Source organism: Microbulbifer halophilus (assembly GCF_026183675.1).
Taxonomy (GTDB): domain Bacteria; phylum Pseudomonadota; class Gammaproteobacteria; order Pseudomonadales; family Cellvibrionaceae; genus Microbulbifer; species Microbulbifer halophilus.
Genome location: NZ_JAPIVK010000034.1, coordinates 1 through 26,282 on the forward strand (window position 1 = coordinate 1; position 26,282 = coordinate 26,282).

Below are 26,282 nucleotides of genomic sequence, written 5' to 3' on the forward strand. Positions count from 1 at the left end.
TAGCCAGAGCCCAAGGACAGATACAAGGGTGCGCCGTGCGCACCGGTCTCAGAGCCGGTGCGAGTTACAGGCCGTTTTGGTGCGCGCGGCGCACCCTACAATCAGATGAGTGCAAGCCAGATTTGAATTCCGCTTGCGTCGGGCATGGTCCGATGGCCGCTCCCGGCCGGACTGCTCCCGCCAAATTATCCCGTCTCTCAATAAACCTCCAGTCTCCAAGCAAATAGCCGTAACCGGTAGCGCGCTGCAGCCCCTGCAGGCGCAGGTAACGGCCGCTGGTATCCAGATTGATTTCGTCGACACTGCCATCGCCGCCGGTTACCGAAGCCGCCGTGGTCCAGTTGTCGCCGTCAGTCGAAACCCGGATTTCGTAGGCGCTGCCGCAGGCCGCTTCCCAGTCTGGCACGACCTTACTGAGCGGTTGTACCGACCCAAGGTTCACCTGGATCCACTGGTCATCGCTGAAGTCGCTGGACCAGCGGGTGCCGGCATCGCCATCCGCGGTGTAGTTGGCGAGCCTAGCCGCCTTCTTCGGAAGAGGTGGAGACGTTCTTGCCGCAGGCCAAGTCTTCGGAGGGGTCCACTATAGCGGGACGGCGGATCGGGAGCAGAAATTGTCAGAGTAATGAAGCTCCAGGGTCGGTACGGGGCGCTGCGTTCCGATCGGTCAAGAGGAAGCCCAACCCGTTATCGAAGATATTTTGCTTAATCCGGGTGCGGCGCAAAACAGCTCTGAAGAATAAAGTATGACAATACCAAGAATATCGCGCCAACCGACTGGAATTGGTACGACCAGCCCGGTATAGTTCGCGCCGCAATTCAGGCAGAGATGTCTATTGCGCGAAATCCCAACTCCTGGCAATAGTTTGTCAGAACTGTAGTCTTCGCAGCAAAATAATCCTAATTCTAACAATGGCAGTCCACGCTTTTCCCGATCGGAAAAGGCGATGGACTCTTATTGCTCGCCATTGGGTATGGGGCTTCGCTGATACTCCCAACTGATTTCAAGGAAAGTACAAATGTTTGAGATAGCTTTGATCAGCATACTCGCGCTGGCCCTGGCACCGCCCCTGTATCTGTTGCACCAAGTGTCGGTGCTGAAGAAAAAAATCAACCGGGCGCTTTTGGTCGATGCGAACCGGGAATTTTCACACAACCAGGCCGCAGTACAGCGCGAGCTGGTGCAGTCTTTTCATGTCTTCGACACCCTGCTGGCGTCCGTGCAGTACTGGCCGGATGGATTGGACGACACGGCCCGCGACTTTATCTCCACATTTCGCGAGCGTGCGGTCGCCTATGTGGAGCGGGGCTGCGAAGGTAGCCTGTTGTCTACCCAGCTGCGCGATGACCGACTGAAGTTGCTGGCCCTTCAGCTATTGAGCAAGCACCGTGAGACTTCCCGGCAGCGTGCAGTGATCAGCCGGGACGCGATCGACAATGGCGATTTTACCGAATACCTGAAACTGCTGAACGAGCTGGTTCAGTGTCACCTGGGCTATATGGACGGCGCAAAAGACGAGCGGCTCTCGTTGTCCGAACTGCGGTTCGCGGCGGTCTGAGGTGGCGATGGAGCAAACATCAACAGCCCTTTCGGCCTTTATCGCACAGTGTCGGGTCTGGAGTAGGGAGGCGGAGGAAACAGGGCCGCGTCTGCACCGTTTTGTAGAGCAGGTGGGGGACTTCCTGCGCGTACATGAGGCCGGTGGCTGGATACCACGGGAGTTGCCGGAAGATACCGACACAGTATCGGAACTGGCTTACTGGCAGGTACAACAGGTGATGGGTATGGGGGCGGCGCAGGTCTGCGACAGCACTATCGCCATTGCCGATGCATGCCGCGTGTTCCTCTTCGCCGCCGAGCTGGACCCGGATGCACTGTCAGCAGAGGTGCTGCAGGTCTTCGAGGCACTGCTGGAATACACCCAGCAGGTGGAGATTGTGCTGCTGACCTGTCCCCTGGGGGACGCCAAATCCTTTCAACTGGTGCAGCTGGTGCAGGCCATCCACGACAACTGCCACTGCCCGCCGCGGTACCGGACCGGTGAGTGGTTGGCCAGAAGCCCGAAACCGGTAATGGGACGGCTACCGGGCTAGCTCCTGGGCCGTGCTCCAAGCGCGCGGCGCTTAGTCTGGAGTGATTCTTCCGGGTAACGGATTTCGCTTGGCGCTGACAGCATTCGGCATCCCGTTGTGCGATGCCCCTGAATCTTGAGGTGCCGTCTAGACTGTTAGTGCTTTTTGGCAGTTTCGGCGCCTGGTGGAAACCGTCGCCGACAGGAAATAGAGGCATCGACGCAATGGAATGTGAGCGAAAGACAGCCACCCGGTGTGGCGGGAACCAATCCATTTTTATCCCGGCCCTGCTCGCAATTGCGGCGGCTTTTTCCGGTACGGCGCGGGCCGATTGCGAACCCTCGCCGCCGGCATCCGGAGACACGGTGACCTGTACCGGCAATCCGCCCGGTTATTCGGTCAGCGGACTCGGGAGCCTGACAATAGACATTCTCCAGGGCACCAATCTCAACGGGCCTTTCAATGCATCCACGATAGGCACGCTGGATGTCGATAACAGCGGCAACCTGCAAAGTGTCACTTTTGAAGACAATGGCACTGTCACTTTTATCAACCGCAGCAATATAAACAGCGGCCTGGAAATCATCGGCGACGGCGACCACAGGGTGACCAACGTTTCCGGCGGTAATATCAATGCCTTTTTCACCTTCTCTGGTGATGGCAATAACAGCGTGATCAACCGGGGCACGCTGAATCCGGGGATTACCGTTAACGGCAACGGCACCATGGATATCCTCAACGAGGCCGGTTCCTTTATCAACCAGGGCATCTCTGTTACCGGCTCTACTGATACCGCCATCGACAACTACGGCACCATCCAGGGCTCGGCCATCTTCCTGGATTCGGGCAGCGACCAGATCATTAATCGCGCCGGCGCCAATATCAATGGTGAGGTGAACCAAGGCAGCAACGACGACGATTTCCTGATGGAGGGCGGCACTGTCAACGGCAATATCCAGCAGGGTGCCGGCAGCGATACCGCCACCATCCAGGCCGGCCAGATTTCCGGCTACCTGCGCGCCGGCAGTGGTACAGACGACCTCCTCTGGACCGGCGGCCTGGTCGGTGGCATCGATATGCAGGAGGACGACGACACTGCGCTGTTTATCGACCTGACTGACACCGAGCTGCGCACCATCGAAATCAACGGTGGGCTCGGCAACGATGTGTTGACCTGGCAGGGGGTGATCGGCAGTCGACCGGACCGCCTGCTGAACTGGGAGTTGATTCAACTGCAAAGCAGCTCCGAACTGACCATGGGCGGTGACCTGGTACTGGGTGACAGCGGCACCGGTACCGGTCGATTGACCATCGACGGCTCCAGCACACTGCACGCCAGTGAGGGCCAGTACAACATCGATCCAGCCGCTTCCGGCGACGGCGTCACCGTGGTCAATGCCGGCACTATCGATATGACCAGCAGCGGCGACTCGGTAACTGATGTGCTGCGGATCGACGGCGACTATATCGGCAGCGGTGGCTCCCTGTTGCTGAACACCTATCTGTTCGAGGACGGTGCGCCGTCGGACAAGTTGGTAGTCACCGGTGACGAGTCCGGTACTACGACAATTTTTGTAACCAACGTCGGCGGCCCCGGTGGGCTGACCACAGGTGACGGGATCCTCGTGGATCAGGTTATCAACGGTGTCAGCACCAGCAATGCTTTCGTGCTCGGTGATGTCGTGGCGGCCGGGCCCTACGAGTACCTGTTGTTCCGTGGCGGATCGACTCCGGACACTGCGAACAACTGGTATCTGCGTTCGCATATTGAGGACCCCGATGATGGGAACGGCGGGGACGATGGCCACGAACCGGATGGTGGCGGCGATAACGGAAGCAGTTCGGGCAGCTCCAGCGGGGGGCATGTTCCCGGTGGCAGCAGTTCCAGCGGTGGTTCCAGTAGCTCGGGCAGCAGCTCCAGTGGCGGCTCCACCAGTTCCAGTAGTGGCGGCAGTGGCTCCAGTGGCGGCGGAGGCCAGGGCGGCGGAGATATCATTCCCCTGTATCGCCCCGAAGTTTCCACACACGTCACCATTCCCGGTGTAAGCCGCGCACTGACGCTGGCGACCCTGGGCACCTTCCATGAACGCGAAGGCGAACAGGCCTGGTCGCGCCGCGACGACGGGCGGAGTTCAGTGTGGATGCGCGCCTTCGGCAATCACTACAAACAGCGCTGGGGCGGCACCGTGGATCCCAAGTTCGACGGCGATTTCTGGGGCGTTCAGATCGGCGTTCCACTCTACGGCGCCGATAGCCGCAACGGCCGTCGCAACGCGGCCGGACTGATGCTGGGCGGCGGTCGCGCCAGTGGCGACACCCGCGGCTTTGCGATCGCAGTGGAGAATGCGGACACCGGCGACATATCCCTGGACAGTTACAATCTCGGCGGTTACTGGAGCCACCACTGGGCAGACGGTGGCTATCTGGACGGGGTGCTGCTGCTGTCTTCCTTTGACGGTGACAGCCGCTCCAACCGCGACCTCCACGCGGATATCGATGGCGATGAGGTGACCGCCTCCATCGAGGGTGGCAGGCCCTTTCCATTGGATGGTTTCTGGAGCCTGGAACCCCAGGCCCAGTTGATCTGGCAGTACCAGGACATGGACAACACCGAAGACCGCTATTCGAGCATCCGCTTCGATGACGTCGATGCATTGACCGCGCGTGTGGGTGGGCGCCTGGTCGGCGATATAGAGCGCGGCACATCGGTGTGGCGGCCCTATATCAAGGTGAACATCTGGCACGAGGTGCACGGCAGGGACAAGGTGATGTTCAACACCACGGCCATCCGTACGCACCGCGGTTTCACGACGCTGGAGGCCGGTGTCGGTATCACCGCCGATCTGGACGGCACCACCAGCCTGTTCGGGGTGCTGGACTACACTACCGACCTGGATTCCGAGGAGTTCGATGCCGTGGAGGCACGCATCGGGTTCCGCAGGCGCTGGTAGCGCGGTTGTCTTCGCGAGCATTCATCGGACTGCGTGTCCCACTTACAGAAACAGGGCGGTCGGGGCCGCCCGAAAGGTCCGTCTTATAGCGAGTCGACCGAGAATCATGCCAGTTGCGCCAGCTGCTCCTGCGCCGCCTCCAACGCCTTCTGCCGCGGTTCATCGCCGGTAGCCAGGCCCTCGGCGTGTACGAACGCGACGTCGTCGATACCGATAAAGCCCAGAAACTGGCGGATGAAAGCCGTCTGCGGGTGCTCATCACCGTAGACGCCGCCGCGGGTAATCACCACATAGGCCCTCTTGCCTTTGAGTAGTCCCTCCGGTCCGCTTTCCGTATAGCGGAAGGTTACACCCGCGCGGGCGATATGGTCGAAGTAGGCGTGCAAGCTGGAGGGGATGCTGAAGTTATACATCGGGATACCCAGAACCAGCACGTCGGCGCTGCGGATCTCGTCGATCAGCGCATCCGAATAGTCCACCACTGCCTGCTGTTCCGCGCTGCGCTCCGCCGGATCGCTGCCAAAGGCCTGGAAACGGTCGAGCGTCAGGTGCGGGACCGGCGCTGCGGCCAGGTCGCGGGTAGCGACTTCGGCACCGGGGTTGGCAGCCAGCCAGTTGTCGGCGAACTCATCGGTCAGTTGGGAAGATTGCCCATCATTCCGGAACAGGCTGGTCTGGATCTTGAGTAGTTTGGCCATGTGAACTTCTCCATATCGGTTCTGCGTTTCAGATGACCCTATTTAATCATTGAATAATTAGATTAAAAATTATAAAAATACGCTCAAATTAATCAGGTTAATCGATAAATGCCCGACAAATACAGAGAAAATGGCGGCCTGACACCCCGTATCAGCCTCGAACAGTGGCGTTGTCTGGTCGCTGTGGTGGAGGCGGGCGGCTACGCCCAGGCGTCGGAGCGGCTGCACAAGAGTCAGTCTTCGGTCAGCTACGCGGTGCAGAAACTGGAGTCGGTGCTGGATATGAAGGCCTTCTCCATCGAGGGACGCAAGGCGGTGCTGACCCCGGCGGGCCAAATGCTCTACTCGCGCGCCCGCCTGCTGCTGGACGATGCGTCGGGACTGGAACGCGATGCACGCAAGGTGTCCGCCGGCTGGGAGTCGGAGATCGGCATTGCCGTGGAGGTACTGTTTCCCACCTGGCTGTTGCTGGACTGCCTGAGCCGCTTCGGCGAAGAGAGCCCGCAGACCCGCATCGAGCTCTACGAGACAGTGATCGGCGGCGCGCCGGAGGCGTTGCGGGAGCGGCGCGTGGAGCTGGCCATTTCTCCTCATGTACCCGGCGGCTTTATCGGTGAGCCCCTGGCGCGCCAGGTGCGCATTATTCCGGTGGCCCATCCCGATCATCCGCTGCACCAGCTCGATCGCGATATCACCATCCGCGACCTGCGCAAGCACCGGCACCTGGTGGTGCGGGACTCCGGCTCCCGGCGCGACCGGCAGACCACCACGGTGGAAGTGGCCCAGCGCTGGACCGTGACCAACATGGCCACTTCCATCGGCGCCGCCTGTCGCGGTTACGGCTTTGCCTGGTTGCCGGAAGAAAAGATCCGGCGGGAGTTGACCGACGGCATTCTCAAGCCGCTATCCCTGCGCGGCGGCAGCGAGCGCTATCAGCAGATGTATCTCATCTTTGCCGACCGGGAATCTCCCGGGCCTGGGGCGTTGCGACTGGCGGAAATCATCCGCAGGGAAATGGAAGTGAATCGCTGCGGGGTCGAGGACCGCTGATCGCTCAGCTTTCCGTATCCAACTCCGGGGAGTGTGGCCCGCTATACCAGAAGTTGTAAAAATCCTCGGTCACCCGCTGCTCTATCTCATGTGCTTCCTCGCGCGGGCAGAAGAGGGTGATTGTCACCACGTCGTGGCCCAGTTCGTTGGTGGTAAAGCTGACCTTGGGGTCGGTGCCCACCAGCTCCACTCCGGTGCGGTGCTCGATCATCTGGCAGTAACGGGCCGCCACCTCGCTGAACGCTTCGCTGTGCTCGTGGATGCGCCCGATCAGGAACTCCTTGGCGGCAAAGGGGTTGCCTCCCTTGTTTTCCCGCACGATAGAGAAGGTGTGTTCAATATAGCGGCGCATGAAGTTCAGGTTCTGGACCGATTTGGTAAAGAACACATTGTTGGGAATGTACAGGGTGATGCCGGTATAGCCGCTACCCAGCCCGTGGGGATCGATTTCCAGCAGGGTGGTGCTGAGCCAGTCGCTATCGATCACCTCGCCGAACTGATCCCCGACCTTGATCCAATCCCCCACCGTGAATGCGCGCATGCTGGCCTGGTAGATACCACCCACCAGGCACTGCACTACATCCCGCAGTGCGATCACGATAGCAACGGAGAAAGCGGCGATCGACAGGGCGAAGTCGCGCAGCTCCGAAACCCAGATGGCCACCACACCCAGGACCAGCAGCAGGTTGGAGATGTTGTGCACCGTGTTGATATGGCGCCGTTTATTCTGCTTGCTCCAGCCGGTGCGGGAGAAGATAAAGGACAGAGCCATCCGCAGTAGCACGATCGCCACGATGACAATACCCGTCTGGATGAACTTGTTGTTGAGTAGCTGTTCCAGCATCCCGAATCCTGCAAAAATTAGAGGGGATAGTTGCCTGGCCGACAGGAGTCGGTCCCGCTCAGCTTGGCCGGACGCAACGACTGGTCGAATGCAACGCCGTACTGTAGCCTGTCGTACAGCGAATTATAAGTGGCATGATAAAACTGCCATGCCCTGTATGTATTTGCCGGGCCGGGGTAATCCAACAACAGGAGTGCGTGTGAGTAACCTGACCAGGACTGCCGAACAGGAGTGCGACGTCATAGAGGGTTGCGGTGCCATCGAGGTCATCGTCGAACCTCGGGAGAAAGAGCTCGGCGGCTTTTCCGTCAGGCGTTCATTGCCGAGCCGGCAGCGGCGGATGGTAGGCCCGTGGATATTCTTCGATCATATGGGGCCGGCGGACTTCCCGGTGGGAAAGGGCATCGATGTGCTCCCCCACCCGCATATCGGTATCGCCACCGTCACCTACCTGTTCGAGGGCGAGATACTGCACCGGGATTCCCTGGGCAGCGTCCAGCCGATCCGGCCCGGCGATATCAACCTGATGGTGGCCGGCAGGGGAATAGTGCATTCGGAGCGGGAGCGCCCGGAAGTTCGCGACTCCGATCACTGCCTGCACGGCCTGCAGTTGTGGCTGGCGCTGCCGGCGGAGGACGAGGAGATGGCGCCGGAATTCCACCACTATCCATCCGATGGGATCCCGGCCCTGACGGTGGGCGGTGTTTCCCTGCGGGTCATGATGGGCACGGCCTACGGCGTCACCTCGCCGGTCCGGACCTTCGCCGACACCCTGTACGTGGAAGCCAGGCTAGAGGCCGGCCAGACTCTGGAACTGCCGGATGCCGAGGAGCGAGCCGTGTATGTGGCCAGTGGCAGCCTGAAAGCCCGGGACACGGAAATACCGGAGCATTCCCTGGCGGTTTTCTCGAACCGGCCCGGCGTGTCAGTGGAAGCCACCGGGGACAGCCGCATCGCGATCATCGGCGGCGAGCCGCTGGGTAAACGGTGTATCGTCTGGAACCTGGTATCCAGTCGTCCGGAGCGCGTCGACCGGGCGGTGGAGGATTGGAAGGCGGGGCGCTTTCCGAAGGTGCCGGGGGATGAAGCGGAATTTATCCCCTTTCCCGACAAGTAAGGGGTCGGCAACCGCTTACCGCCAGGAAGAATTCGACTGCCGGCCCGGTCGCGGTATGCGGCCATCGGGTAATCGGTCTCGAGGTTGTGGGGCTTCCTGTGCTAGGGGTTCATGCGGTCAATTCGGTGACTCTAGCGCACAGCCACAGGTTCCAGGGCAAGGCGAAAAAGCGCAGGACTAGCAGCGCTAATTCAAGCTTTTTCAATGCAGCACTGGGGCCTGTGGCGAAGAGATAGTGTTACTGAATTTACCGCATGGACCACTAGGGGTCAGTTCGCGATACGCAGCTCCGGCATCGCCGGGAGTTCCAGGTAGTAGGACATATAGCGGTGGGTGGCGTGGAACGCCGGGGCATTGCCGTTGATGGCGCGTTCAAACGCCGGGTCGCAGGCGATGATCTCCGCCATCCGCAGGTGATAGTCGTCGCCGGAAAACTGCCGGAGCGACTCCGCCGCGATGTGCGTCATCTCCATCGCATTGGGGATCGGCGCCCCGTGCGCCACAAGGGTGTCGCGGAACACCTGCTTGAACTGCTCGAAATAGGGCTCTTCGGCGCTGAAAAATTCAACGGCGTTATAGAGTTTCTGTGCAGTGGTCATCTTCTTTCCCCCGATTAAAGCAAGCGGCGCATACTAACGGAGCCGGGCCGGTGGATAGAAATATTTCACGCGCCAGACCATGAAATAGGCGACTTTTTTGAACAGACTGTTTGCGTGATGACGTCGGAGTGGCTACCGCGCAGCCTCTTGACGCTGCCTGCTTTTCCTCGCTGATCTGGTCGCACAGGTCGAGTGTCGGACTGCTTCGGGAAGGGAGTGGATGGACGTACTCACCACTCGACGCAGATCTTGCCGAAGTGGGTGGCACTCTGCTGGTAGCGGAATGCCGCAGCCAGTTCCTCAAAAGCAAAAGTGCGATCGATGACCGGGCGAATGCCCGTCTCGTTCAGCGCCGCCACATAGTCCTGCTGCTGGCGGCGGGTGCCGACGATCAGGCCCTGCAGGCGCGCCTGTTTGGCCATCAGCAGCGCCGTGGGTACCTCGCCGGCGCGGCCGGTCAGCACGCCGATCAGGGCGATATGGCCACCTGCGCGCACCGCATCGATTGATTGCGCCAGGGTGCCCGGGCCGCCCACCTCGACAATATGGTCGGCGCCGCGGCCGCCGGTGAGTTCGCGGACTTGGCGGCCCCAGTTTTCCTCGCGCCGGTAATTGATCGTGTGGTCGGCCCCCAGGGCCCTGGCCTGTTCCAGTTTTTCATCGGAGGACGAGGTCACGATCACCGCTGCGCCCATGGCCTTGGCGATCTGCAGTGCGCAAATGGAGACGCCGCCGGTGCCGAGCGCCAGCACGGTGTCGCCGGCCTTGAGCGGGCCGTCACCCACCAGTGCCCGCCACGCGGTCAGGCCGGCGGTGGTGATGGTGGCGGCTTCGGCATGGCTCCAGCCATCCGGCGCCAGGGTGAAGGCGCCGGCGGGTCTGACGGCATGCCTGGCGGCGAAACCGTCCACGCCGTCGCCGGGCGTGCCGGCAAAGTTGCTGACGCTGTTTCCCGGTGCGCCGTCCGGCCAGTGCGGAAAAAAGCCGGATACCACCCGATCCCCCGGCGCGAACTCTGTGACATCTTCCCCGACCGATTCCACGATGCCGGCGCCATCGGACATCAACACCCGGTCTTTTTCCGTGGGGATCTGGCCCGAGGCCACGAGGAGATCGTGAAAATTCAGGGAAGTGGCGTGGATGGCGACCCGGATCATACCCGGGCCGGGTTCGCCGGGGTCCGGAATATCCTTGACTGCGAGCTGATCCAGCCCACCCGGCCCCCGTACGACAACTGCTTTCATTGGGCTCCTCCGTTTAGGTCCTGTCGATGGGTATTGGTCGTGTTCCCGCGCTGATACATTACCAGCACCGGGAAAGGATGTGTCACATACCAACCGCTATCAAGGTAATCGCCGGGCAATCCCATGGAATGCCCGCCAGGCGGTTGCCGGTCGGATATCGATTCGGCTACTCGACGGTATGCTCGCCCATCAGGCGCGCCACTTTTTCCATCAATGGATCGGTGGCATTCTCGGTCAGTTGCTGGCCCTCCTCGATATACTCCCAGACGGTCGCATCACTCTTCCAGCCGCCCTGTTTCTTGATCAGTTCGAAGTCCACCTTTTCCCGCGCAGCAGAGGTGGACAGGCCGCGGCGGAAGCTGTGGCTGCTCAACTCGCCGGCGAATGCAAATCCGCAGGTCGTCCCCAGTTTTTTCAGCAGTTCGTTCACGGCGCCCGGGCTCAACTGCCGGGGCTGTATCTGGTCCCAGCGGTTGATTCCGCGAAATACAGGTCCTTCCGAAATCCCCGCTGCGTCCAGCCACTGCCGGAGAGCGGTAGCGGGACACACCAACGGATCGCCAAAGGGCAGGGCGCGGGTAACTCCCTGTCCGCTCTGATCGGTTTTCGATCTCGGCAGGTGCACGAGCAACCCCTCCTCTTCCCAGGCCAAGTCCTCGACCCGGATCGCCACCAGCTCGCTGCGCCGGAAGGCGCCGAAGAAGCCGGTCAGTAATAGCGCCAGGTCCCGCCGCCTCTTTTTGTTGTCCGGCTGTGTGCGCAGGTAGCGAGTCATGGCCGCGATATGTTCCAGGCGCAGGGCCCTGGCCTTCTGCTTTGGCCGGCCGTGCAGGCGTCGGATGCCGTCCATGGTTTTCCGCACCAGCGGATCGGTTACCGGGTCCGCGATGCGCTGGTAGCGGTGCCACTGGCCGATGGCGGTCAGGTGGAGTTCCAGCGTGCGCGGATTGACGGCTTCGGCGCGGTCGCGCAGGTAGCGCACCAGTTCTCGGCTGTCCGTGGGCAGCCGCCCGCCCCATTTCTCGAACTGCCGGATGGCCGAGCGGTAGGCCCTGCGCGTGCTGTCCGAGGTGGCTGCCCGCAGGTATTTCTGTGCCACCTGGGCGGATGGCAATGTCGTACTGGCATGGGCTTCGGCGAGAGGACCGTCCCGGACGGGCAGCTCTGGGGGTTTCTTGTTCATAGGCTTAGCGATCGCGAGCTTCTGTACCGGCGTTGAAGAGCATGGAGAGTTAGCGGGATTTATAACCTTCGATAAGTTTCATTATCGATGGTTAGATTGGGTGCTTCAAGGAATGATTTAAAACAGAAAATAATGTTATATTACATAACACGTAATACGTTACCAAAAATCGAGGAGCACGATGATGGCGCGTACGGGGGTCACTTATCCGGATGTAGCCCGGGCCGCTGAGGCAATCAAAGGCCGCAGCGAGGAGCCGACCGTGGACAGGGTCCGCGCGGAGCTGGGTACCGGCAGCAAGAGCACCATTGCGCCGCTGCTGAAGCGCTGGCGATCCGAGGCCGGCGATCGGGCGGATACTGGCGACTTGCCCAAAGATCTTCTCGATGCGCTGAAGGCGTTACACGAGCGGGTGCGGGAGGAAGCCGGGCGGCAAGTGGAGGCGGCCAGGGAGAGCTTCGAGGCCGCCGAGGAGAAGCACCGGGCGGAAGCCGAAGAGGCGTGCGCCAAGGCTGCGACCTTGGCGCAGGATCTTCGTGGGCTGGAGCACCGGTTACGGATTTCCGGGGAGCAGAATCGCAACCTGAAGCGGGAGCTGCAGGAATCCCGGGCGGCGCTGGACAAAAGCGAGTTTCAGCGGCAGCAGGGTGCAGCGCGCATTTCCGAGCTCAAATCCGAAGTGGATGGGTTGAAACAGGAAAACCGCGATATCCGCGATCACTTCGAGCATTTCCAGCAGCGTACGGCCGACGACCGGCAGCAGGAGCGAGAACAGTTCCGGCTGACCAATGACCAGCTTCGGGGGCAGGTAGAAAGCCTCTCGGAACAGCTGTCCGACGTCGGCCGCAGGCTCGCCGAGCGCGAGAATTTGTGCGAGCAGCGAGAGGCTGCCATCGCGGAACTGGGGGCCGAAAAGCAGCAACTGCTAGAGCAGGTCTCCGGGTATCGCTCCGAGGTCGATAGCCTTTCCCGAAAGGCCGACGCCCAAGCGGATCAGGTCAGCGAAAAAACGGTCGAGATCGCCACTCTGCAGGACAGGGTATCCGCCCTGTCGAATAGCAACGCTTCCGCCAGCAGGGACGCCGAGTGGTTGCGGCAGTCGCTGGCCAGGGCGGAGTCCGGACTGGAATCGACCGGGGAGAAGCTGGAGGCCCTGGTTGAAGAGAACCGGGTGCTGCTGCAGGAGAAGGCAGTGATTCAGGGGCAGTTCAATCAGTTGCAGCGATCCTTGGCGGAATAGAAGCCGGAAAGCGGGTGGCCGCTCACCGGATGCCCGGAGTGTTGCGCCCCAACTCTTTCGCGCCGGAAAAGAGTAGGGCTGTTGCGAGTGGTGTTGTCGAAGGCGGGCCGTCAGTTCCAGCCCGGAAACGGATCCGGCAATGTTTGCCATGATGCCTCACCGGCACGGAGCTCCTCGCTGCTCAGCAGGCAATCTTCCAGCTGCTGTCCCAGCCACTGGGGATTCAGGTGCTGGCCGATGAAAACCAGTTCCTGGCGCCTGTCCCCGAACGGTTCCTGCCAGTTATCCATGATGTACTGCCGCTGCTCCGGGTTTTCCGGCCACTCCTCCCTGGGTACGGCGCTCCAGAAGTAACCCGCGGCGCCGTGCCGGGCGATACCGCCGGCCTGGCTCCAGGTCCCCGCGTAGTCGGGGCGGCTGGCCAGCCAGAAGAAACCCTTGGAGCGCAGCAGTCGGCCGCTCAGCTGCGGGTTTGAGAAGAAATCGTGGAGTCTCTGCGGGTGAAAGGGACGCCGGGCCCGGAAGCTGAAGCTGCTGATGCCGTATTCCTCGCTCTCGGGTGTATGTTCTCCGCGCATCTCCCGAAGCCATCCCGGTGCCAGCTGCGCCTGTTCAAAATCGAACTTGCCGGTATTCAGCACCCTGTCGATGGGCACCTCGCCTTTCACCATGGGAATAATGTCCGCCCGGGTGTTGAGGCTGCGCAGTACCGCCTTCAGTTCGGCGAGCTGCTTGTTGTCGATCAGGTCGGCCTTGCTGATCAGCAGGGTATCGCAGAACTCCACCTGGTCCACCAGCAGGTCCGCTATATTGCGCTCGTCCTCCTCGTCGAGATGCTCCTTTGTCTCTTTCAGTTCCCGGGCGGCGCGGTAGTCGCGCAGGAAGTTCGCACCGTCGACCACCGTGATCATGCTGTCGAGACGCGCGATGTCGGACAGGCTCTGGCCGTCCTCGTCGGGGAAGGTGAAGGTCTCGGCCACGGGCAATGGCTCGGAAATGCCGGTGGACTCGATCAGCAGACAGTCGAAGCGTCCCTCCCTGGCCAGGCGTCCGACCTCGATCAGCAGGTCCTCGCGCAGGGTGCAGCAGATGCAGCCGTTGCTCATCTCCACCAGCTTCTCTTGCTCGCGCTGGAGCCGGACCTGGTTGTTGAGCAGCCCGGCATCGATATTCACTTCGCTCATATCGTTGACGATCACCGCCACGCGCAGATCGGCGCGGTTGTTGAGAATCCGGTTCAGCAGCGTGGTCTTTCCGGACCCCAGAAAGCCGGAAAGAACCGTTACTGGTAAGCGCTCTGACATATTGGCATCTCCTCCTGTTGTTGCCTGCCGGGCCTGCATGTCGGTGCCACGGTAGATGGCAGGCCCGATTGTGTTGATATGATACATTGTATCATAATAAGATGAGTGGCAGCGTTGCAAACCGGGGCAGCACCGGGCGTTCGCTACTGAAACTGAAATGGATCTGGAGAATTGATGATGAAAGATACTGCGGGCATGTTGGTTTCCGGGTTGTGCCTGGTGCATTGCCTGGCGACACCGCTACTGCTGGCTCTCGGGGGTGCCGGGATGCTGGGTGCATTGCTGGGGCATGAACTTTTTCACCTGGTGCTGTTGGGACCGGTATTACTGCTGGCCCTGGCCAGCTTCCCGGCAGCCTGCCGCCACCACCGCCGCCCGGTGGTGATGGTCTCCGGTTTCTCCGGCCTGTTGATACTCATAGTGGCTCTGGGCCTGGAAGGACACTGGGAACTGCTCGCCAGTACGGTTGGCGCGGGCCTGCTGGTGGCGGCCCATTGGGCGAATCGACGCCTGCTGCAGCGTGGGGCCCTCGCCGGGCAGGGCGAAGATGCGATTCAAGAGTGCCGTTCTCACTAGTGGGAGGGCTGACGTTCGGTAATAAAAAGGTTGATGTGGTGAGTGATTGGAGAGCGGGAGAGGGGCAATGGACCTGAGGGTGATCTTTATCTTGACGCTTGTTTTTGCCGGCGCTGCCGCTGCCGACGGTGGTGCCCATGTGCACGGCGAGGCGCGGCTCGATATCGCCGCTGAAGCGGACAGCGTTTACATTGAGTTTGAATCCCCGGCGGCCAACCTGGTTGGCTTCGAGCACGCGCCGCAGAATTCCCCGCAGAGGCGGGCCCTGCGGCAGGCGGCGCGGACGCTGGCCGGTGCCGAGGATTGGCTGCGCTTCGCCGGCGCCGACTGCCACCTGCAGGAGGCCGGGGTGGAGGCGCCCCACGGTGAGAAAGAGGAGACCCGGCACCGGGCGCATTTCAGCTTCCATGCCAGCTACCACTTCCAGTGTGATAATCTGGCACAGCTCGACAGCGTTGCCGTGGCGCTGTTTGCGAGCTTTCCCGGCATTCACGAGATCGCCGTGCAGTGGCTGGCCCCCGGTCGCCAGGGGGCCGTCTCGCTCACTGCACAAGACAACGAGCTGCAATTGAAATAGTCCATGAAAGCATCCCAACTCAAACAGACCCTGGGGGCGGCGGAGCAGAGCTGCCGCGTTTCCGGGGCCCGCCTGACCGAGAAACGCAGGAGTGTCCTTACCATACTATTGCGCTCCAGAACCCCACTGTCCGCCTATGAGATTGCGGAGCAGTACAGCCGGGATTACGGCGAGCCGATCCCGGCCATGTCCGTGTACCGGATGTTGGATTTTCTGGCAGAGGAGAATCTGGCGCACAAGCTCAATTCTGAAAACAAGTACCTGGCCTGCGCCCATATCGCCTGCGATCACAGCCACGAGACGCCGCAGTTCCTGATCTGTAACCGCTGCAACAAGGTACGGGAAATCGGTATCAAGCCGGAGGTGATCGCCGCGCTGCGTGATACGGTGGAGGGGGCCGGCTATCACCTGCAGACCTCGCAACTGGAGCTGGACTGCCTGTGCGACGAGTGCGGTCGGAGCGCCGCCTAGTGACACAGAAGGAGCCCATACGTGAGGTGCCGGCCAATGTGATTACCGGTTTCCTCGGCGTCGGCAAGACTACCGCTATCCGCCACCTGCTGGATAGCAAGCCGGCCGGCGAACGCTGGGCGGTACTGGTCAACGAGTTTGGCGAGGTGGGCGTCGATGGTGGCCTGTTCGGCCCGGAGAAAGACGGCGAAGTCTTTATCCGTGAAGTGCCCGGCGGCTGCATGTGCTGTACCACCGGCCTGCCCATGCAGGTGGCCCTGAACCAGCTGCTGGCCAGGGCCAGGCCGCAAAGGCTACTGATCGAACCCACCGGTCTCGGCCACCCCCGGGAGGTGTTGTCGACCCTGTCTGACGCGGTGCGTGCCGGCGTGCTCGACCTGCGCGCCACGCTCACTCTGGTGGACGCACGCTGTATCGAGGATGAACGCTACCTGCGCAGCGATTCTTTCCGGCAGCAACTGGAGGTGGCCGACCTGGTAGTGGCCAACAAGTCAGACCTCTACGGCCCGCAGGAGCTGGAGAGCCTGCGTCGCTATCTCTCCTTTTTGCAGGACGACACGGAGATAACGCTGCAAGCGGTAGAGCAGGGGCGCATCCAGCCGGATTGGCTGTACGCGCCCAGCGGTTTCCGGATAACAGCCGGCCACAAACATGGACATCGCGCTGCGCCACTGCCAGACGAGCAGGAACCGCTGTCGGAATGCGGTTACCTGCGGCTGGAAAACAGCGGCGAGGGATATCACAGTTGCGGCTGGCGCTTCGACCCGACGCTGGTTTTCGACTACGAACAGCTTTTCTCCCTGATCTCCGGTGTCGACGCGGAGCGGGTGAAGGGCGTATTTATAACCGAGCAGGGCGTATTCGGTTTCAACAAGGCGGATTCGGTGTTGAGTGTGCTGGAACTGGACGATGCGCTGGACAGCCGGGTGGAAGCGATAGATCCCAAACGCCGGGACTGGGACAAAATGGAGTCCGGCTGGTTAAGCACACTGAGTACCGGTTGATTTTCGGACTCGCCGGCCCCTTCGCCGGGCACCTGCGGGGTGATCTGTCCGGGGAGTCAGGGATACTCCATTGGGATGAATGGTTGCGTTACCGCGACAAACGACGTGGCGCAAAATTTCCAATTACGCATGAGATGATATAGTGTTTCACTATTTGGCTGCCATCAGTTTCCGGAGCCCGGGGGCACGCCCAAACACTCGAAATAGAAAAATCGGAGAATGCAATGCGCAAATCCCTGCTCGCCGTAGCCATCGTGGCTATTGCTGCCTGTTCAGAGTCGCCCGAACCAGGTTCAAAGAAATCTGCACAGGCATCTGAAGCGGAAAACACACAAGTAACTGGCGATCCTACAGACCCGGCAACGCAAGATAACCCCTTGCTCCACCCCAGCTCCCTGCAATATCAGGCGCCGGATTTCAGCCAGATCAAGGATGAGCACTTTCAACCCGCCTTCGCGCAGGGAATGCGCGAGCATTTGCAGGAAATCCAGGCGATTGCCGACAACCCGGAACCGGCCAGTTTCAACAATACAATTGTGGCCATGGAGCAAGCCGGCTCTCTGCTGACCCGGGTATCGCGTATCTTCTTCAACCTGGTAGGTAGCGACAGCAACGAAACCCGCCGGGCCCTGCAAAGCAAACTGGCCCCCAAACTTGCTGCCCACTCCGATAGTATTTATCTGAATGCCGACCTGTTTTCCCGCGTGGGAAATCTCTACAACCAGCGTGTTGAGGAGGAGTTGGATGCGGAATCCGAGCGTCTGCTGGAAGACTATTACGAAAAGTTCGTCAAGGCAGGCGCCAAGCTTTCCGACGAGCAGAAAGAGACCCTGCGCGCGCTGAACGAAGAGCACTCCAGGCTCACCACGGAATTCAGCCAGAACCTGCTGAAACTCAACAAAGCCATCGCCGTGGTTGTCGATGACAAGAGCGAGCTGGATGGCCTGTCGGACAGCAAGATTAAAGCCGCCGCGGAGGCTGCCGCCGACGCCGGCCATAAAGGCAAGTATCTGATCAGCATCACCAATACCACCCGCCAACCGGTACTCGCTTCGCTGAACAATCGCGCGCTGCGCCAGCGTATCTGGGAGGCTTCGGCAAATCGAGGTACATCCGGCGAGCTGGACAACCGCCCGTTGGTCAAGCGCCTGGTGCAGATCCGTGCACAGAAAGCCGGTCTGCTGGGCTATGACAACTGGGCCGAGTACCAGTTGACTGGCACCATGGCGGAGAATTCGAAGAACGTCATGGGCATGCTGAATTCCATGGTGCCCGCGGTGGTGAGCAACACCAAGGAAGAGCAGGCCGATATCCAGGCCATGATCGAGCGCGAAGGTGGTGATTTTGACGTGCAGCCCTGGGATTGGGCCTACTACGCGGAAAAGGTTCGCCAGCAAAAGTACGACCTGGATGAAAGCGAGGTCCGTGAGTACTTCGAATTCAACCGGGTGCTGGAAGACGGCCTGTTTTACACCATGAACCGTTTGTACGGCATTCGCTTTGAACCCCGCCCGGACCTGCCGGTCTATCACCCGGATGTACAGGCATTCGAACTGTTCGATCACAACGGCGAGAGCCTTGCGATTTTCTACGCAGATTATTTCGCGCGCGATGGCAAACGCGGCGGTGCCTGGATGAGCTCTTTTGTGGGGCAGTCAGGTCTTTTGGAACAGAAACCGGTCGTGGTCAACGTGATGAATATTCCCAAAGGCCCGGAAGGCGAGCCGACATTGGTCAGCTTTGATCACGTTACCACCATGTTCCACGAGCTGGGACACGGCCTGCACGGCATGTTCTCGAATGTTCATTACCCCAGCCTGGCTGGTACCAGCGTATCCCGCGATTTCGTCGAGTTCCCGTCCACTTTCGAAGAGGACTGGGCGAGCGATCCCGAGGTACTGGCCAATTACGCCTACCACTACAAGACCGGTGAGCCCATCCCCGCAGAGCTGCTGGAGAAAGTGTTGAAGGCCAAGAACTTCAACATGGGCTTCGATACCCTGGAGTATATGTCCGCTGCGCTGCTGGATATGGAATGGCATTCCCTGCCCGCCGACGCACCGCAACAGGACGTGGAAAAGTTTGAAGCCGAGGCCCTGGCAGAGCATGGCGTCGACCTACCGGCGGTGCCGCCGCGTTACAAGTCGACCTATTTTGCCCACTCCATCGGTGGCGGCTACTCGGCCGGTTATTACGCCTATATGTGGAGTGAAATCCTGGCCGCCGATGCCTTTGCCTATCTGCGCGAACGCGGTGGACTCACCCGGAAGAACGGTGACTTGTATCGCAAGCACATCCTGGAAGTGGGTAACTCCCGCGCACCAATGGAATCCTATGTAAAATTCCGGGGCCAGGAACCGACTACCGAGGCGTTACTGATCCGCCGTGGACTCAATCCAGAAGGCGAATAGCCGCTGACGGGGTTGCGCAGGGAGGCGCAGCCTGCCGGTCCTTCCCGGTGGCCTGAGTCCCATCCGGTGACAGAGAAGATCCCATTCTGATGAGCGAGATCTTCCAGGCTGGATTCACTCGGGCACATACACCATTTTGCCATCGGGCAGCTTGTAGGTGACGCCCGCCTTGATACCGTCACCTTCGCCGATGGCACCGTTGCTTTCGTAGCGGGTCAGTTCCTCGCCATCCTTGATCGTTATCGTCATATTGTCCTCACCCGGGTTCTCGACCACCACCACGTTGTCACTGGAGAAGGGGTTGAGCGGATTCCTGACCACAATGATCAACAGGATTACCGTGATCACCAGGAACAGGTCGATCAGGTTGACCACCGACAGGATGGGATCGTCGTCGTCGTGTTCGAGAAAACGTCCGGCCATATCAACGCTCCCCCGTGTTGCCGGATTCACTGGCCTGTTCGATCAGGCGCAGCTCCTCGAACAGCCAGCGACGGCGGATGTTCAGCACCACAAAACTGAGACTGGCGGCGATCAGTGCCAGCGTCACGCCGGAAAAGGCGACGACCATATTGCTGCCGACGGAGGCAGTATCGTTTTCCGAAAGCGCCAGCAGGGCAGGGCCCATGGGGATCAGGGTGGCCACCAGCCCCAGCATGGGCGTTACCCGGGAGGTGAGCCGCAGCAGTTCGAGCCTGCGCATGATCCAGAGCTCCAGGTCATCGCTGCGGATGCCTTCCCGGTTGGCATGGCGGCTGAGGCTGGAGGCGAGTCGGCCCCTGTGCCGCAGACTGGCCTCTGCCAGCAGGGCACCCAGGGCATAGAGGGTATATGCCAGGGCGGCGACGATAAGTAACAGGCACGGCACGAGAAATATTGCCGATACCTGGTATAGAACGCTTTCCAGATTATTGATGAACATTGTTTAATTCCACTCTAGTTTGCGATTCAAGTTTCGTAGTTCGGAAAAGTTAAGAGAGTTGGGAGGTGCACAGCTCCGGGCCGTATGGCCCTTTGCGGGACCTTCTGCGGCCATGGATGGCCGTGGAGAGCGTACAGGGATGTATTCACAGCGTGTCCCGCAAAGGGTCATACGGCCCGGAGCCCCCGACTTGAACTCCGAAACTTGAGTAGTAAAAGTTCCGACGGCGGGTCAGGACCCGTGCCATACCGGTAGTGAAGCAGGCCAGCAGGAAAAACCAGGCCAGCCACAGCAACCAGTTGGCGTCGGGCTGCTGCTGTGGTTCTGCCGATACCTGTTCCAGTATCTGCCCCTTCACCTGGTTCTCTGCCTGATCCTCAGGCTGGCCGGTCTGATCGGCTGCGGCGGAAACCAGCCCGAAACCGGCCGACTGCTGCTGGATAAATTCCACCGTCTTTTCCGCGCCGGCATCCGCACCCAGCTCGTCGACCAGCGTCTGCCAGCGCTCGATCATCTCGCGGCGGGTCTGTTCACTGGCATCCCAGTAGCCCTTGCGCACCGCCTCCATCATGCGTTCGATCAACTGCGCCTGGGCCGTGGCATTGTGTTCGGCGAACCATTGGTTCAGTTCGAGATCCCGCCGGTCCATTACGTAGGTGTCGTGCATCGCCTGCCACTGGTCGTCCCGCACCATATTACGATCCATGACCTGCCAGCCGAACAGGTTGTTGGCGACTTTCAGCATCTGCACGGTGCCGGCATAGCCTTCGGCCTTCATGCCCTCGATCCACTGCGGGTTCTGGTAGCGGGTGCGGAGTTCGCTGCTCAGGAAAGCATCGGCCCCGGTGATACTGGCGGTTTTTGATCGGGCATCGGACACATAGAGTCGCGGGTTTTCCCCCGTCACCTTTTTGACCGCCGACGACAGGCCGCCGAGGTATTCGTAGGGGTGGTCGGTGGACAGCAGCCCGTGCAGGTTGGAGGAACGCGATAACAACACGGCGTCCACGCCCTGCAACTGGGATTCCAGCAGGCCGAGCGACTGCACCGGCGTTCCCCAGTCTTCCTCGGTGTACATATGGGATTGGCTTCGAATAAAGGTGTCGGCGAGCACACCGTCGTCTTCCCAGCCCGTGGAATCCATGGCGACATCGGTGACGCCGCTGCCGTAGTCGTCAGGCGGATTGCTGAAGATTCTCGCGTGTGCGTAGCGGCTGGCCTCGGCGGCGGGCAATCCCTGTTCCCGCAGGGATAGGGCCAGGCGCCGGCTGTTGCGGGCAATCGGATTGGTATCGCCTGCGTCCTGCCGGGACAGTTCCGCGATTACCCGGGCCAGTTTTTTCATGATGCCGTCGAACTGGTCGCGGTAGACGCTGGTCGCCTGGATCAGTGTATCGATCCTGGGGTGGCCGAGTTCCGACTCGGGGATGATCTCCAGCCCGGTGACCCGGCCGCCGCGACTCCATACCGGTCGTACGCCCAGTGCGTGCATTATCTGCGCTTCGCTGAGCCCCAGAGTGCGGATGGTTTCCGAGGACCAGAGGGAGAATGCCAGCTTGTCCGGCCATTGATCGCCGTGCTTTTCGCGGTAGTCCGTGACCAGCTCCATAAACGTCGTTTCGGCAGCGCGATAGGCCTCGCGGCTGGGTATCTTGTTGGGGTCGAGCGCATACAGGTTGGTGCCGCTGGTGGTCTGGGGGTTGCGCACCGGATCACCGCCCGCGCCGGGTGCTACAAAATCGCCGCGCAACGCCGTCAACAGCGCCTCGATCTCATTATTTTCTTCCAGCTTCTTGTGATAGATCTGCGCCTTTGCCATCAGTGTTTGCAGGGCGTCGGTCCGGGCTTCTGAAGGTGCTTTCTCTTCCCGCAGATAGGGTTCGAGATACTGGTAGGCCGGTTCGCTGAACAGCTCGTCGTAACTGGCGGCAAAGATTTCGGTCTGGTCGAGATCCAGGGCTTGATAATAGTCGCTGCCCAGCTGCTGCATGACGGTCGCAATCCGGTGCTCGATGGTCGCCGATTCGCCAAAGCTGTGCAGGCCCACAGGGGTGCTGCTTTTTGCCAGCGTGTGCAGGTGATCGTGAAGCAGGGGAATAAACTCGTCACTGCGCTGGCGGATTTCCTCCGGCGTCCAGCCCAGGTCCCGATTCAGATTGTGTTCCTCGACTTTCGCCAGCATGCTGGCGAGCGTGGTATCGCGCACGACACCGCTTTCCAGCTGCAGGTAACGGTGCATCAGGTCGTGGATATCGCGAAGCTCTCCGTAAAATCCGGACGGCGCGAAGGGCGGCGTCTGGTGGCTGATGACGGTGGCGCGGCCGCGCCTCTTGGCCTGCATCGCCTCGCCGATATTGTCCTGGATATAGGGGTAGAACACCGGCACATTGCTCACCGCCAGGTTGGGGTAGTCGCGAGCCCAGAGACCGCGGTCCTTGCCCGGCGTCCACTCCTGGGTACCGTGGGTGCCCAGGTGGATCAATGCATCTGCGGCGAAGCTCCTGCGAAGGTAGAGATAGGTCGCCAGGTAGAAGTGACCCGGCGGTTGGAGCAGGTCGTGGGTACTTTCCCCGAGCCGGTCGGCCCGGGGCGGCTGTGGCAGTATGGCCAGTTTCCCCGCGCGCGCCAGTGGAATCACGAAATGATTTTCACCGTCGATCCGGCGCAGGCTCCAGTGGTTTTCGGGCCCGCCCCAGGCCTGTTCCAGTTCCTCGCGGACAGCCGGCGGCAGGCTCTGCAGCCAGCTTAGGTAAATATCGAGCGGCAGTGTTACGGCCAGGCCGTCGGCGAGCAGCGCGTCGAGTTTTTCCGGGTGGTAGTAGGCGGACAGCAGCCGTTGCGCGGTGGAAATGATCTCCCGTTCTTGTGCCGGCTCCACCGCGTATCCGCTGTCTTCCAGGCCGCGCAGGATATTTTCGATACTGCGCGGCACATTCAGGTTGGAGGCGGAGAGGTTTCTCTCGCCGCTAGGCGTGTTCCAGAACAACAGTGCGATATTCAGGTCATCGCGCCTTGCATCGCGCAGGCGGGCCATGGCCCGAAAGCGGCCGATCAGCAGTTCCACCTGTTCGGGTATTATCTCCGGCGTGCCGTCTTCGATCGCGGTCAGCACCAGCGGGTCTGACATGCCCCAGCTTTCCGGAACCATCATCAACGCCGCGGCCGAACCGGCGGACAGGCCCTGGGCCGCGTCGCGCCATTCCCGAATACTGCCGCCGCGATAGTTGAGTCCCATCACCACCGGAATATCCAGGCGCTCCAGGTCCCGCCGGAGTTTTTCGCCCATCATATGGGTGGTGTTGACCAGCATCACGGGATCGGCGTCGGCGATCAGCGGCGTCAGCGGTCGCGCGGCATCGCGGTCGTACCAGAACACCAGCGGAACAGCGCCCGCGTCTTCAATGGCTCGGATCAGGTGGTCGTAGGCGGCAGTCTCGCCGTCGGACACACTGCCGGAGGACATTGCCACCGCGAGCACCGGCGTATCCCTGTGCCAGCGTTTTTTACCCCAGTCCAGGTAGTCGGACAGCCGTTCGAAATGTTCCGGCGCCTGCGGATGATAGAAAGCGGCTTCGGGCAGGGCCTGCGGAGCCGGCACGTCCGCTGTGCCCTGGCCGCTCTGCCAGGCCTGCACAAACGCCATCATATGGCGAAAGTTGGTCTCCCCCCCGGCGCCGTAGTAGGCCAGCAGCGGTCGCATAATCTGCGGTGGCAGGTTTTTGCCGAGCGGCTTGCCACCGCCGACTGCCAGCCAGGGGGTGGAGGTGCTCTCCAGTGCACCGCCGACAAACTCCATCACCCGGGCGCGATCGTTGCCGCGGGGCGTGTCGAGAATGACCAGATCGGATTGCGAAAACCAGGTCCGCGGCGCGCCGGAAGACCGCTCGATGCGATAGCCCGTCAGCTCGATTCCCCGGGGTTGTGCGATTTCCCGCAGCAGGGAAATTTTTCCGGGCAGTACGAAATCGTTGCTGACGACACCGATCTTAATGGGTTCAACCTGCGCAAAGGCGCTGCAGGCGGCCAGCCACAGTATCAGCAGCCAGCCGCCCCTGTTCTGTCTTGCCATGGGCGCCACCTCAGAATTTCGCCGTCAGGCCCAGGCGGATTTCGCGGCCGGGCTCGGCCAGGCTGTACTGGTCCGAGATTTCCAGCAGCCGCTCGTCGAGCAGGTTTTCTATTCCGGAATACAGCGTCAGTGAAGGGGTCAGCTCGACGGTCATATCGAGATGTTGCAGGTTGTATCTCGGCGCATAGTGGTCGGCGCCGACGTATTGCTTGCCGACAAATTCGGCGCGCCAGCGCAGCTGCATCGACTCGAAGGGCGTCCAGGCCAGCACCATGTTGCCGATGTACTGGGGCCGGTTCTCCAGCGGCTCGCCGCTGCCCAGGTCCTCTGTGTCCAGGAAGGTGTGGTTGACGTCCAGCCGGAGTGTATCGGTCAGCTTGCGGCTGGCTTCCAGTTCGAAGCCGCGTATCTGCGATTCACTGATGTTCTGGTAATTGCGACGCTCGCGGCCGCGTATGCCACAGTCGACATAGCACAGGGTCTGTACAAGATCGTCCAGCTGGTTTTCATAGGCCCTGGCGGCCATCGCCCAGACATTCCCGGAATATTCCGCGCTCATTTCGTAAGTGCTGGAGCGCTCGGGTTCCAGGTCCGGATTGCCTTCGACCCAGAAACGTCCGCCGGCGGCCAGTACCTGGTAATCTCCGGACAGCTCCGTCAGGGAGGGCGCCCGGAAGCCTTCGCCGTAGCCGCCTTTCAGTGTCCAGGCATCATTCAGGTTGTAGACGGCGTACAGGCGGGGATTCACCTCGCTGCCGTATTCCTCGTGGTTGTCCAGACCCACTCCCGAGACGATTTTCAGCGGCTCTGACAGTTGCCACTCATCCTGCAGGAACAGGCTCTTGTGGGTTGCGGTGGACTCGCCATCGGTGGATGCCAGAGTGTCGACCAGTTTTTCCTCGCGCAACTGGCCACCGACGCTGACCAGATGCCCGGGGACCAGCGACAGGCCGACATGGCCGTCGATGATGCGGTCCTGCACCTCCTGGGGCCGGGAGGCTTCCGCTCCGTTTGTGCGGCTGTTTTCCCGTTGCAGATCCGCCTGGTAGGCATTGGCCCGCGCGTGTCCCCACTGCCAGTCCCCCTGATAGGAAAGGCCGTATTGCTGGCGCTCTATCTCGTCGGTGGAGGTGTAGTGGCCGGAGCGGGCGGCGACGCCGCGCTCTCTCTCGTCGTCGTTCCTGCTGTAGGTAAACCGCACCTTCTGGCCGGCGGCGGGTGTCCACTCCAGGGCCCCCTGGGCGGCCCGGGACTCCCGCTGCTCGATTTCGGAAACGGTCTCGTTTTCCCGCATGGGCAGGTTGTCGCGATTGAAAAACTGCCCCGCCAGCGTAAACGCCAGGGTATCCGCGACGATCGGGCCCGACTGGTAGAACGAGGCCTTGCCGGTACCGCCCTCGCTGGATTCATCCAGCTGCGAGACGGACGCCGAAAGCTCGCCGTAATAGGCGTCGCCGGGGTCCCGGGTAATGACATTCACTACACCGCCCAGGGCATTGGCGCCGTACAGGGAGGACATGGGGCCGCGCACGACTTCGACACGCTCGATCGCCGACTGGGGAAGCCAGTTCAGCTCGTAGTCCGAGTGCGCAATCACGCTGTTGCTGGAGCTGATGCGGCGGCCGTCGATCAGGTACAGGGTGTGTTCCACGGGCATGCCGCGAATGCTGATGCCGCGCCGGGTCTGTCCCACGGAAGTGACGTTCAGCCCCGCCTCGGCGGTGAGCGCGTCGGCCAGGTCGTCGGCGTCGATCCGCTGCAGCTCCTCCGATGTCACCACGGAAATGCTGGCCGGCGCCTCCCGCAGGGTGGTTTCCTGGCGGCTGGCCGTGACGACGATATTTTCCAGCCTGGAGGCTTCAGCAGCGCCGGCGACCACGGCGTTAAAGCTCAGTGCGGAGAAGCTGGCGGTCAGCAGCAGGGATTTTGGTGCGTTCATAATTTATACA

General features: G+C 61.1%; 21 protein-coding genes and 1 pseudogene. 11 read left to right on the plus strand and 11 right to left on the minus strand.

Translation table 11 applies throughout. From position 1 onward, the window contains the following. Positions 1 to 64 precede the first annotated feature (64 nt). Positions 65 to 502: pseudogene (locus OQE62_RS15675) on the minus strand (discoidin domain-containing protein); the annotation flags it as partial. Positions 503 to 1,019: 517 nt separating this feature from the next. On the opposite strand from OQE62_RS15675, the gene OQE62_RS15680 reads away from it, so the two are divergent. From OQE62_RS15680 to OQE62_RS15690, 3 genes are all read left to right on the plus strand, one after another. Beyond that, entirely contained in the window at positions 1,020 to 1,559 is a 540-nt protein-coding gene (locus tag OQE62_RS15680; RefSeq protein ID WP_265722984.1) for a hypothetical protein, read from the plus strand. Positions 1,560 to 1,566: 7 nt separating this feature from the next. After that, entirely contained in the window at positions 1,567 to 2,094 is a 528-nt protein-coding gene (locus OQE62_RS15685) for a hypothetical protein (RefSeq protein WP_265722985.1), read from the plus strand. A gap of 344 nt (positions 2,095 to 2,438) precedes the next feature. Further along, positions 2,439 to 5,024, plus strand: coding sequence for an autotransporter family protein (locus OQE62_RS15690; protein ID WP_265722986.1), 2,586 nt, complete (start codon positions 2,439 to 2,441; stop codon positions 5,022 to 5,024). Between the two features lie 104 nt (positions 5,025 to 5,128). Here OQE62_RS15690 and OQE62_RS15695 read toward each other — a convergent pair whose 3' ends face one another. After that, on the minus strand, positions 5,129 to 5,722 hold the full coding sequence (locus OQE62_RS15695; protein WP_265722987.1) for an FMN-dependent NADH-azoreductase: 594 nt from the start codon (positions 5,720 to 5,722) through the stop codon (positions 5,129 to 5,131). 108 nt (positions 5,723 to 5,830) lie between these two features. Between OQE62_RS15695 and OQE62_RS15700 the strand changes: the two genes are divergently transcribed. Continuing rightward, entirely contained in the window at positions 5,831 to 6,772 is a 942-nt protein-coding gene (locus OQE62_RS15700) for a LysR family transcriptional regulator (protein ID WP_265722988.1), read from the plus strand. Positions 6,773 to 6,776: 4 nt separating this feature from the next. On the opposite strand, the gene OQE62_RS15705 is transcribed toward OQE62_RS15700, so the two are convergent. Further along, positions 6,777 to 7,616 (minus strand): mechanosensitive ion channel family protein, encoded by an 840-nt coding sequence (locus OQE62_RS15705; RefSeq protein ID WP_265722989.1) that lies wholly within the window; start codon positions 7,614 to 7,616, stop codon positions 6,777 to 6,779. A 199-nt stretch (positions 7,617 to 7,815) separates the two neighbouring features. Here OQE62_RS15705 and OQE62_RS15710 point away from each other — a divergent pair, with 199 nt between their 5' ends. Then, positions 7,816 to 8,733: a pirin family protein gene (locus OQE62_RS15710; RefSeq protein WP_265722990.1), complete on the plus strand. Its 918-nt coding sequence runs from the start codon at positions 7,816 to 7,818 to the stop codon at positions 8,731 to 8,733. A 269-nt stretch (positions 8,734 to 9,002) separates the two neighbouring features. Here OQE62_RS15710 and OQE62_RS15715 read toward each other — a convergent pair whose 3' ends face one another. The 3 genes from OQE62_RS15715 to OQE62_RS15725 all read right to left on the minus strand — a co-directional run bounded on the left by OQE62_RS15715 (position 9,003) and on the right by OQE62_RS15725 (position 11,759). Beyond that, positions 9,003 to 9,332, minus strand: coding sequence for a hypothetical protein (locus tag OQE62_RS15715; protein WP_265722991.1), 330 nt, complete (start codon positions 9,330 to 9,332; stop codon positions 9,003 to 9,005). 230 nt (positions 9,333 to 9,562) lie between these two features. Continuing rightward, positions 9,563 to 10,576, minus strand: coding sequence for a zinc-dependent alcohol dehydrogenase family protein (locus tag OQE62_RS15720; protein ID WP_265722992.1), 1,014 nt, complete (start codon positions 10,574 to 10,576; stop codon positions 9,563 to 9,565). Between the two features lie 166 nt (positions 10,577 to 10,742). Then, the gene (locus OQE62_RS15725) at positions 10,743 to 11,759 is read right to left on the minus strand and encodes a site-specific integrase (protein WP_265722993.1); all 1,017 of its coding nucleotides are present in this window, start codon (positions 11,757 to 11,759) and stop codon (positions 10,743 to 10,745) included. Between the two features lie 184 nt (positions 11,760 to 11,943). On the opposite strand from OQE62_RS15725, the gene OQE62_RS15730 reads away from it, so the two are divergent. Further along, a complete protein-coding gene (locus OQE62_RS15730; protein ID WP_265722994.1) occupies positions 11,944 to 12,999 on the plus strand; it encodes a DNA-binding protein in 1,056 nt (351 codons plus the stop codon). A 110-nt stretch (positions 13,000 to 13,109) separates the two neighbouring features. Here the strand turns inward: OQE62_RS15730 and zigA are convergent, their stop codons facing one another. Then, positions 13,110 to 14,303, minus strand: a complete 1,194-nt coding sequence (gene zigA, locus OQE62_RS15735; protein WP_265722995.1) for a zinc metallochaperone GTPase ZigA — start codon at positions 14,301 to 14,303, stop codon at positions 13,110 to 13,112. Positions 14,304 to 14,477: 174 nt separating this feature from the next. Between zigA and OQE62_RS15740 the strand changes: the two genes are divergently transcribed. From OQE62_RS15740 to OQE62_RS15760, 5 genes are all read left to right on the plus strand, one after another. Further along, positions 14,478 to 14,879, plus strand: a complete 402-nt coding sequence (locus tag OQE62_RS15740) for a MerC domain-containing protein (protein ID WP_265722996.1) — start codon at positions 14,478 to 14,480, stop codon at positions 14,877 to 14,879. 67 nt (positions 14,880 to 14,946) lie between these two features. Then, positions 14,947 to 15,456, plus strand: coding sequence for a ZrgA family zinc uptake protein (locus tag OQE62_RS15745; RefSeq protein WP_265722997.1), 510 nt, complete (start codon positions 14,947 to 14,949; stop codon positions 15,454 to 15,456). Positions 15,457 to 15,459: 3 nt separating this feature from the next. Then, positions 15,460 to 15,927 (plus strand): Fur family transcriptional regulator, encoded by a 468-nt coding sequence (locus OQE62_RS15750; RefSeq protein WP_265722998.1) that lies wholly within the window; start codon positions 15,460 to 15,462, stop codon positions 15,925 to 15,927. Next, a complete protein-coding gene (locus tag OQE62_RS15755) occupies positions 15,927 to 16,931 on the plus strand; it encodes a CobW family GTP-binding protein (RefSeq protein WP_265722999.1) in 1,005 nt (334 codons plus the stop codon). The genes OQE62_RS15750 and OQE62_RS15755 overlap by 1 nt, the downstream gene beginning before the upstream one ends. A gap of 377 nt (positions 16,932 to 17,308) precedes the next feature. Next, positions 17,309 to 19,342: a M3 family metallopeptidase gene (locus tag OQE62_RS15760; protein ID WP_265723000.1), complete on the plus strand. Its 2,034-nt coding sequence runs from the start codon at positions 17,309 to 17,311 to the stop codon at positions 19,340 to 19,342. Between the two features lie 114 nt (positions 19,343 to 19,456). Here OQE62_RS15760 and OQE62_RS15765 read toward each other — a convergent pair whose 3' ends face one another. From OQE62_RS15765 to OQE62_RS15780, 4 genes are all read right to left on the minus strand, one after another. Further along, positions 19,457 to 19,765, minus strand: coding sequence for a DUF2149 domain-containing protein (locus OQE62_RS15765; RefSeq protein ID WP_265723001.1), 309 nt, complete (start codon positions 19,763 to 19,765; stop codon positions 19,457 to 19,459). A 1-nt stretch (position 19,766) separates the two neighbouring features. Continuing rightward, positions 19,767 to 20,264, minus strand: coding sequence for a MotA/TolQ/ExbB proton channel family protein (locus tag OQE62_RS15770; RefSeq protein WP_265723002.1), 498 nt, complete (start codon positions 20,262 to 20,264; stop codon positions 19,767 to 19,769). A gap of 145 nt (positions 20,265 to 20,409) precedes the next feature. Further along, a complete protein-coding gene (gene cobN / locus OQE62_RS15775; RefSeq protein ID WP_265723003.1) occupies positions 20,410 to 24,333 on the minus strand; it encodes a cobaltochelatase subunit CobN in 3,924 nt (1,307 codons plus the stop codon). Between the two features lie 10 nt (positions 24,334 to 24,343). Beyond that, positions 24,344 to 26,272, minus strand: a complete 1,929-nt coding sequence (locus OQE62_RS15780; protein ID WP_265723004.1) for a TonB-dependent receptor domain-containing protein — start codon at positions 26,270 to 26,272, stop codon at positions 24,344 to 24,346. Between the last annotated feature and the right edge of the window lie 10 nt (positions 26,273 to 26,282).

Bases quoted from the DNA above. Each gene is read 5' to 3' on its own strand.
- OQE62_RS15680 (WP_265722984.1), top strand. From the start codon at position 1,020: ATGTTTGAGATAGCTTTGATCAGCATACTCGCGCTGGCCCTGGCACCG.
- OQE62_RS15685 (WP_265722985.1), top strand. From the start codon at position 1,567: ATGGAGCAAACATCAACAGCCCTTTCGGCCTTTATCGCACAGTGTCGG.
- OQE62_RS15695 (WP_265722987.1), bottom strand. From the start codon at position 5,722: ATGGCCAAACTACTCAAGATCCAGACCAGCCTGTTCCGGAATGATGGG.
- OQE62_RS15700 (WP_265722988.1), top strand. From the start codon at position 5,831: ATGCCCGACAAATACAGAGAAAATGGCGGCCTGACACCCCGTATCAGC.
- OQE62_RS15705 (WP_265722989.1), bottom strand. From the start codon at position 7,616: ATGCTGGAACAGCTACTCAACAACAAGTTCATCCAGACGGGTATTGTC.
- OQE62_RS15715 (WP_265722991.1), bottom strand. From the start codon at position 9,332: ATGACCACTGCACAGAAACTCTATAACGCCGTTGAATTTTTCAGCGCC.
- OQE62_RS15720 (WP_265722992.1), bottom strand. From the start codon at position 10,576: ATGAAAGCAGTTGTCGTACGGGGGCCGGGTGGGCTGGATCAGCTCGCA.
- OQE62_RS15725 (WP_265722993.1), bottom strand. From the start codon at position 11,759: ATGAACAAGAAACCCCCAGAGCTGCCCGTCCGGGACGGTCCTCTCGCC.
- OQE62_RS15730 (WP_265722994.1), top strand. From the start codon at position 11,944: ATGGCGCGTACGGGGGTCACTTATCCGGATGTAGCCCGGGCCGCTGAG.
- zigA (WP_265722995.1), bottom strand. From the start codon at position 14,303: ATGTCAGAGCGCTTACCAGTAACGGTTCTTTCCGGCTTTCTGGGGTCC.
- OQE62_RS15740 (WP_265722996.1), top strand. From the start codon at position 14,478: ATGATGAAAGATACTGCGGGCATGTTGGTTTCCGGGTTGTGCCTGGTG.
- OQE62_RS15745 (WP_265722997.1), top strand. From the start codon at position 14,947: ATGGACCTGAGGGTGATCTTTATCTTGACGCTTGTTTTTGCCGGCGCT.
- OQE62_RS15750 (WP_265722998.1), top strand. From the start codon at position 15,460: ATGAAAGCATCCCAACTCAAACAGACCCTGGGGGCGGCGGAGCAGAGC.
- OQE62_RS15765 (WP_265723001.1), bottom strand. From the start codon at position 19,765: ATGGCCGGACGTTTTCTCGAACACGACGACGACGATCCCATCCTGTCG.
- OQE62_RS15770 (WP_265723002.1), bottom strand. From the start codon at position 20,264: ATGTTCATCAATAATCTGGAAAGCGTTCTATACCAGGTATCGGCAATA.
- cobN (WP_265723003.1), bottom strand. From the start codon at position 24,333: ATGGCAAGACAGAACAGGGGCGGCTGGCTGCTGATACTGTGGCTGGCC.
- OQE62_RS15780 (WP_265723004.1), bottom strand. From the start codon at position 26,272: ATGAACGCACCAAAATCCCTGCTGCTGACCGCCAGCTTCTCCGCACTG.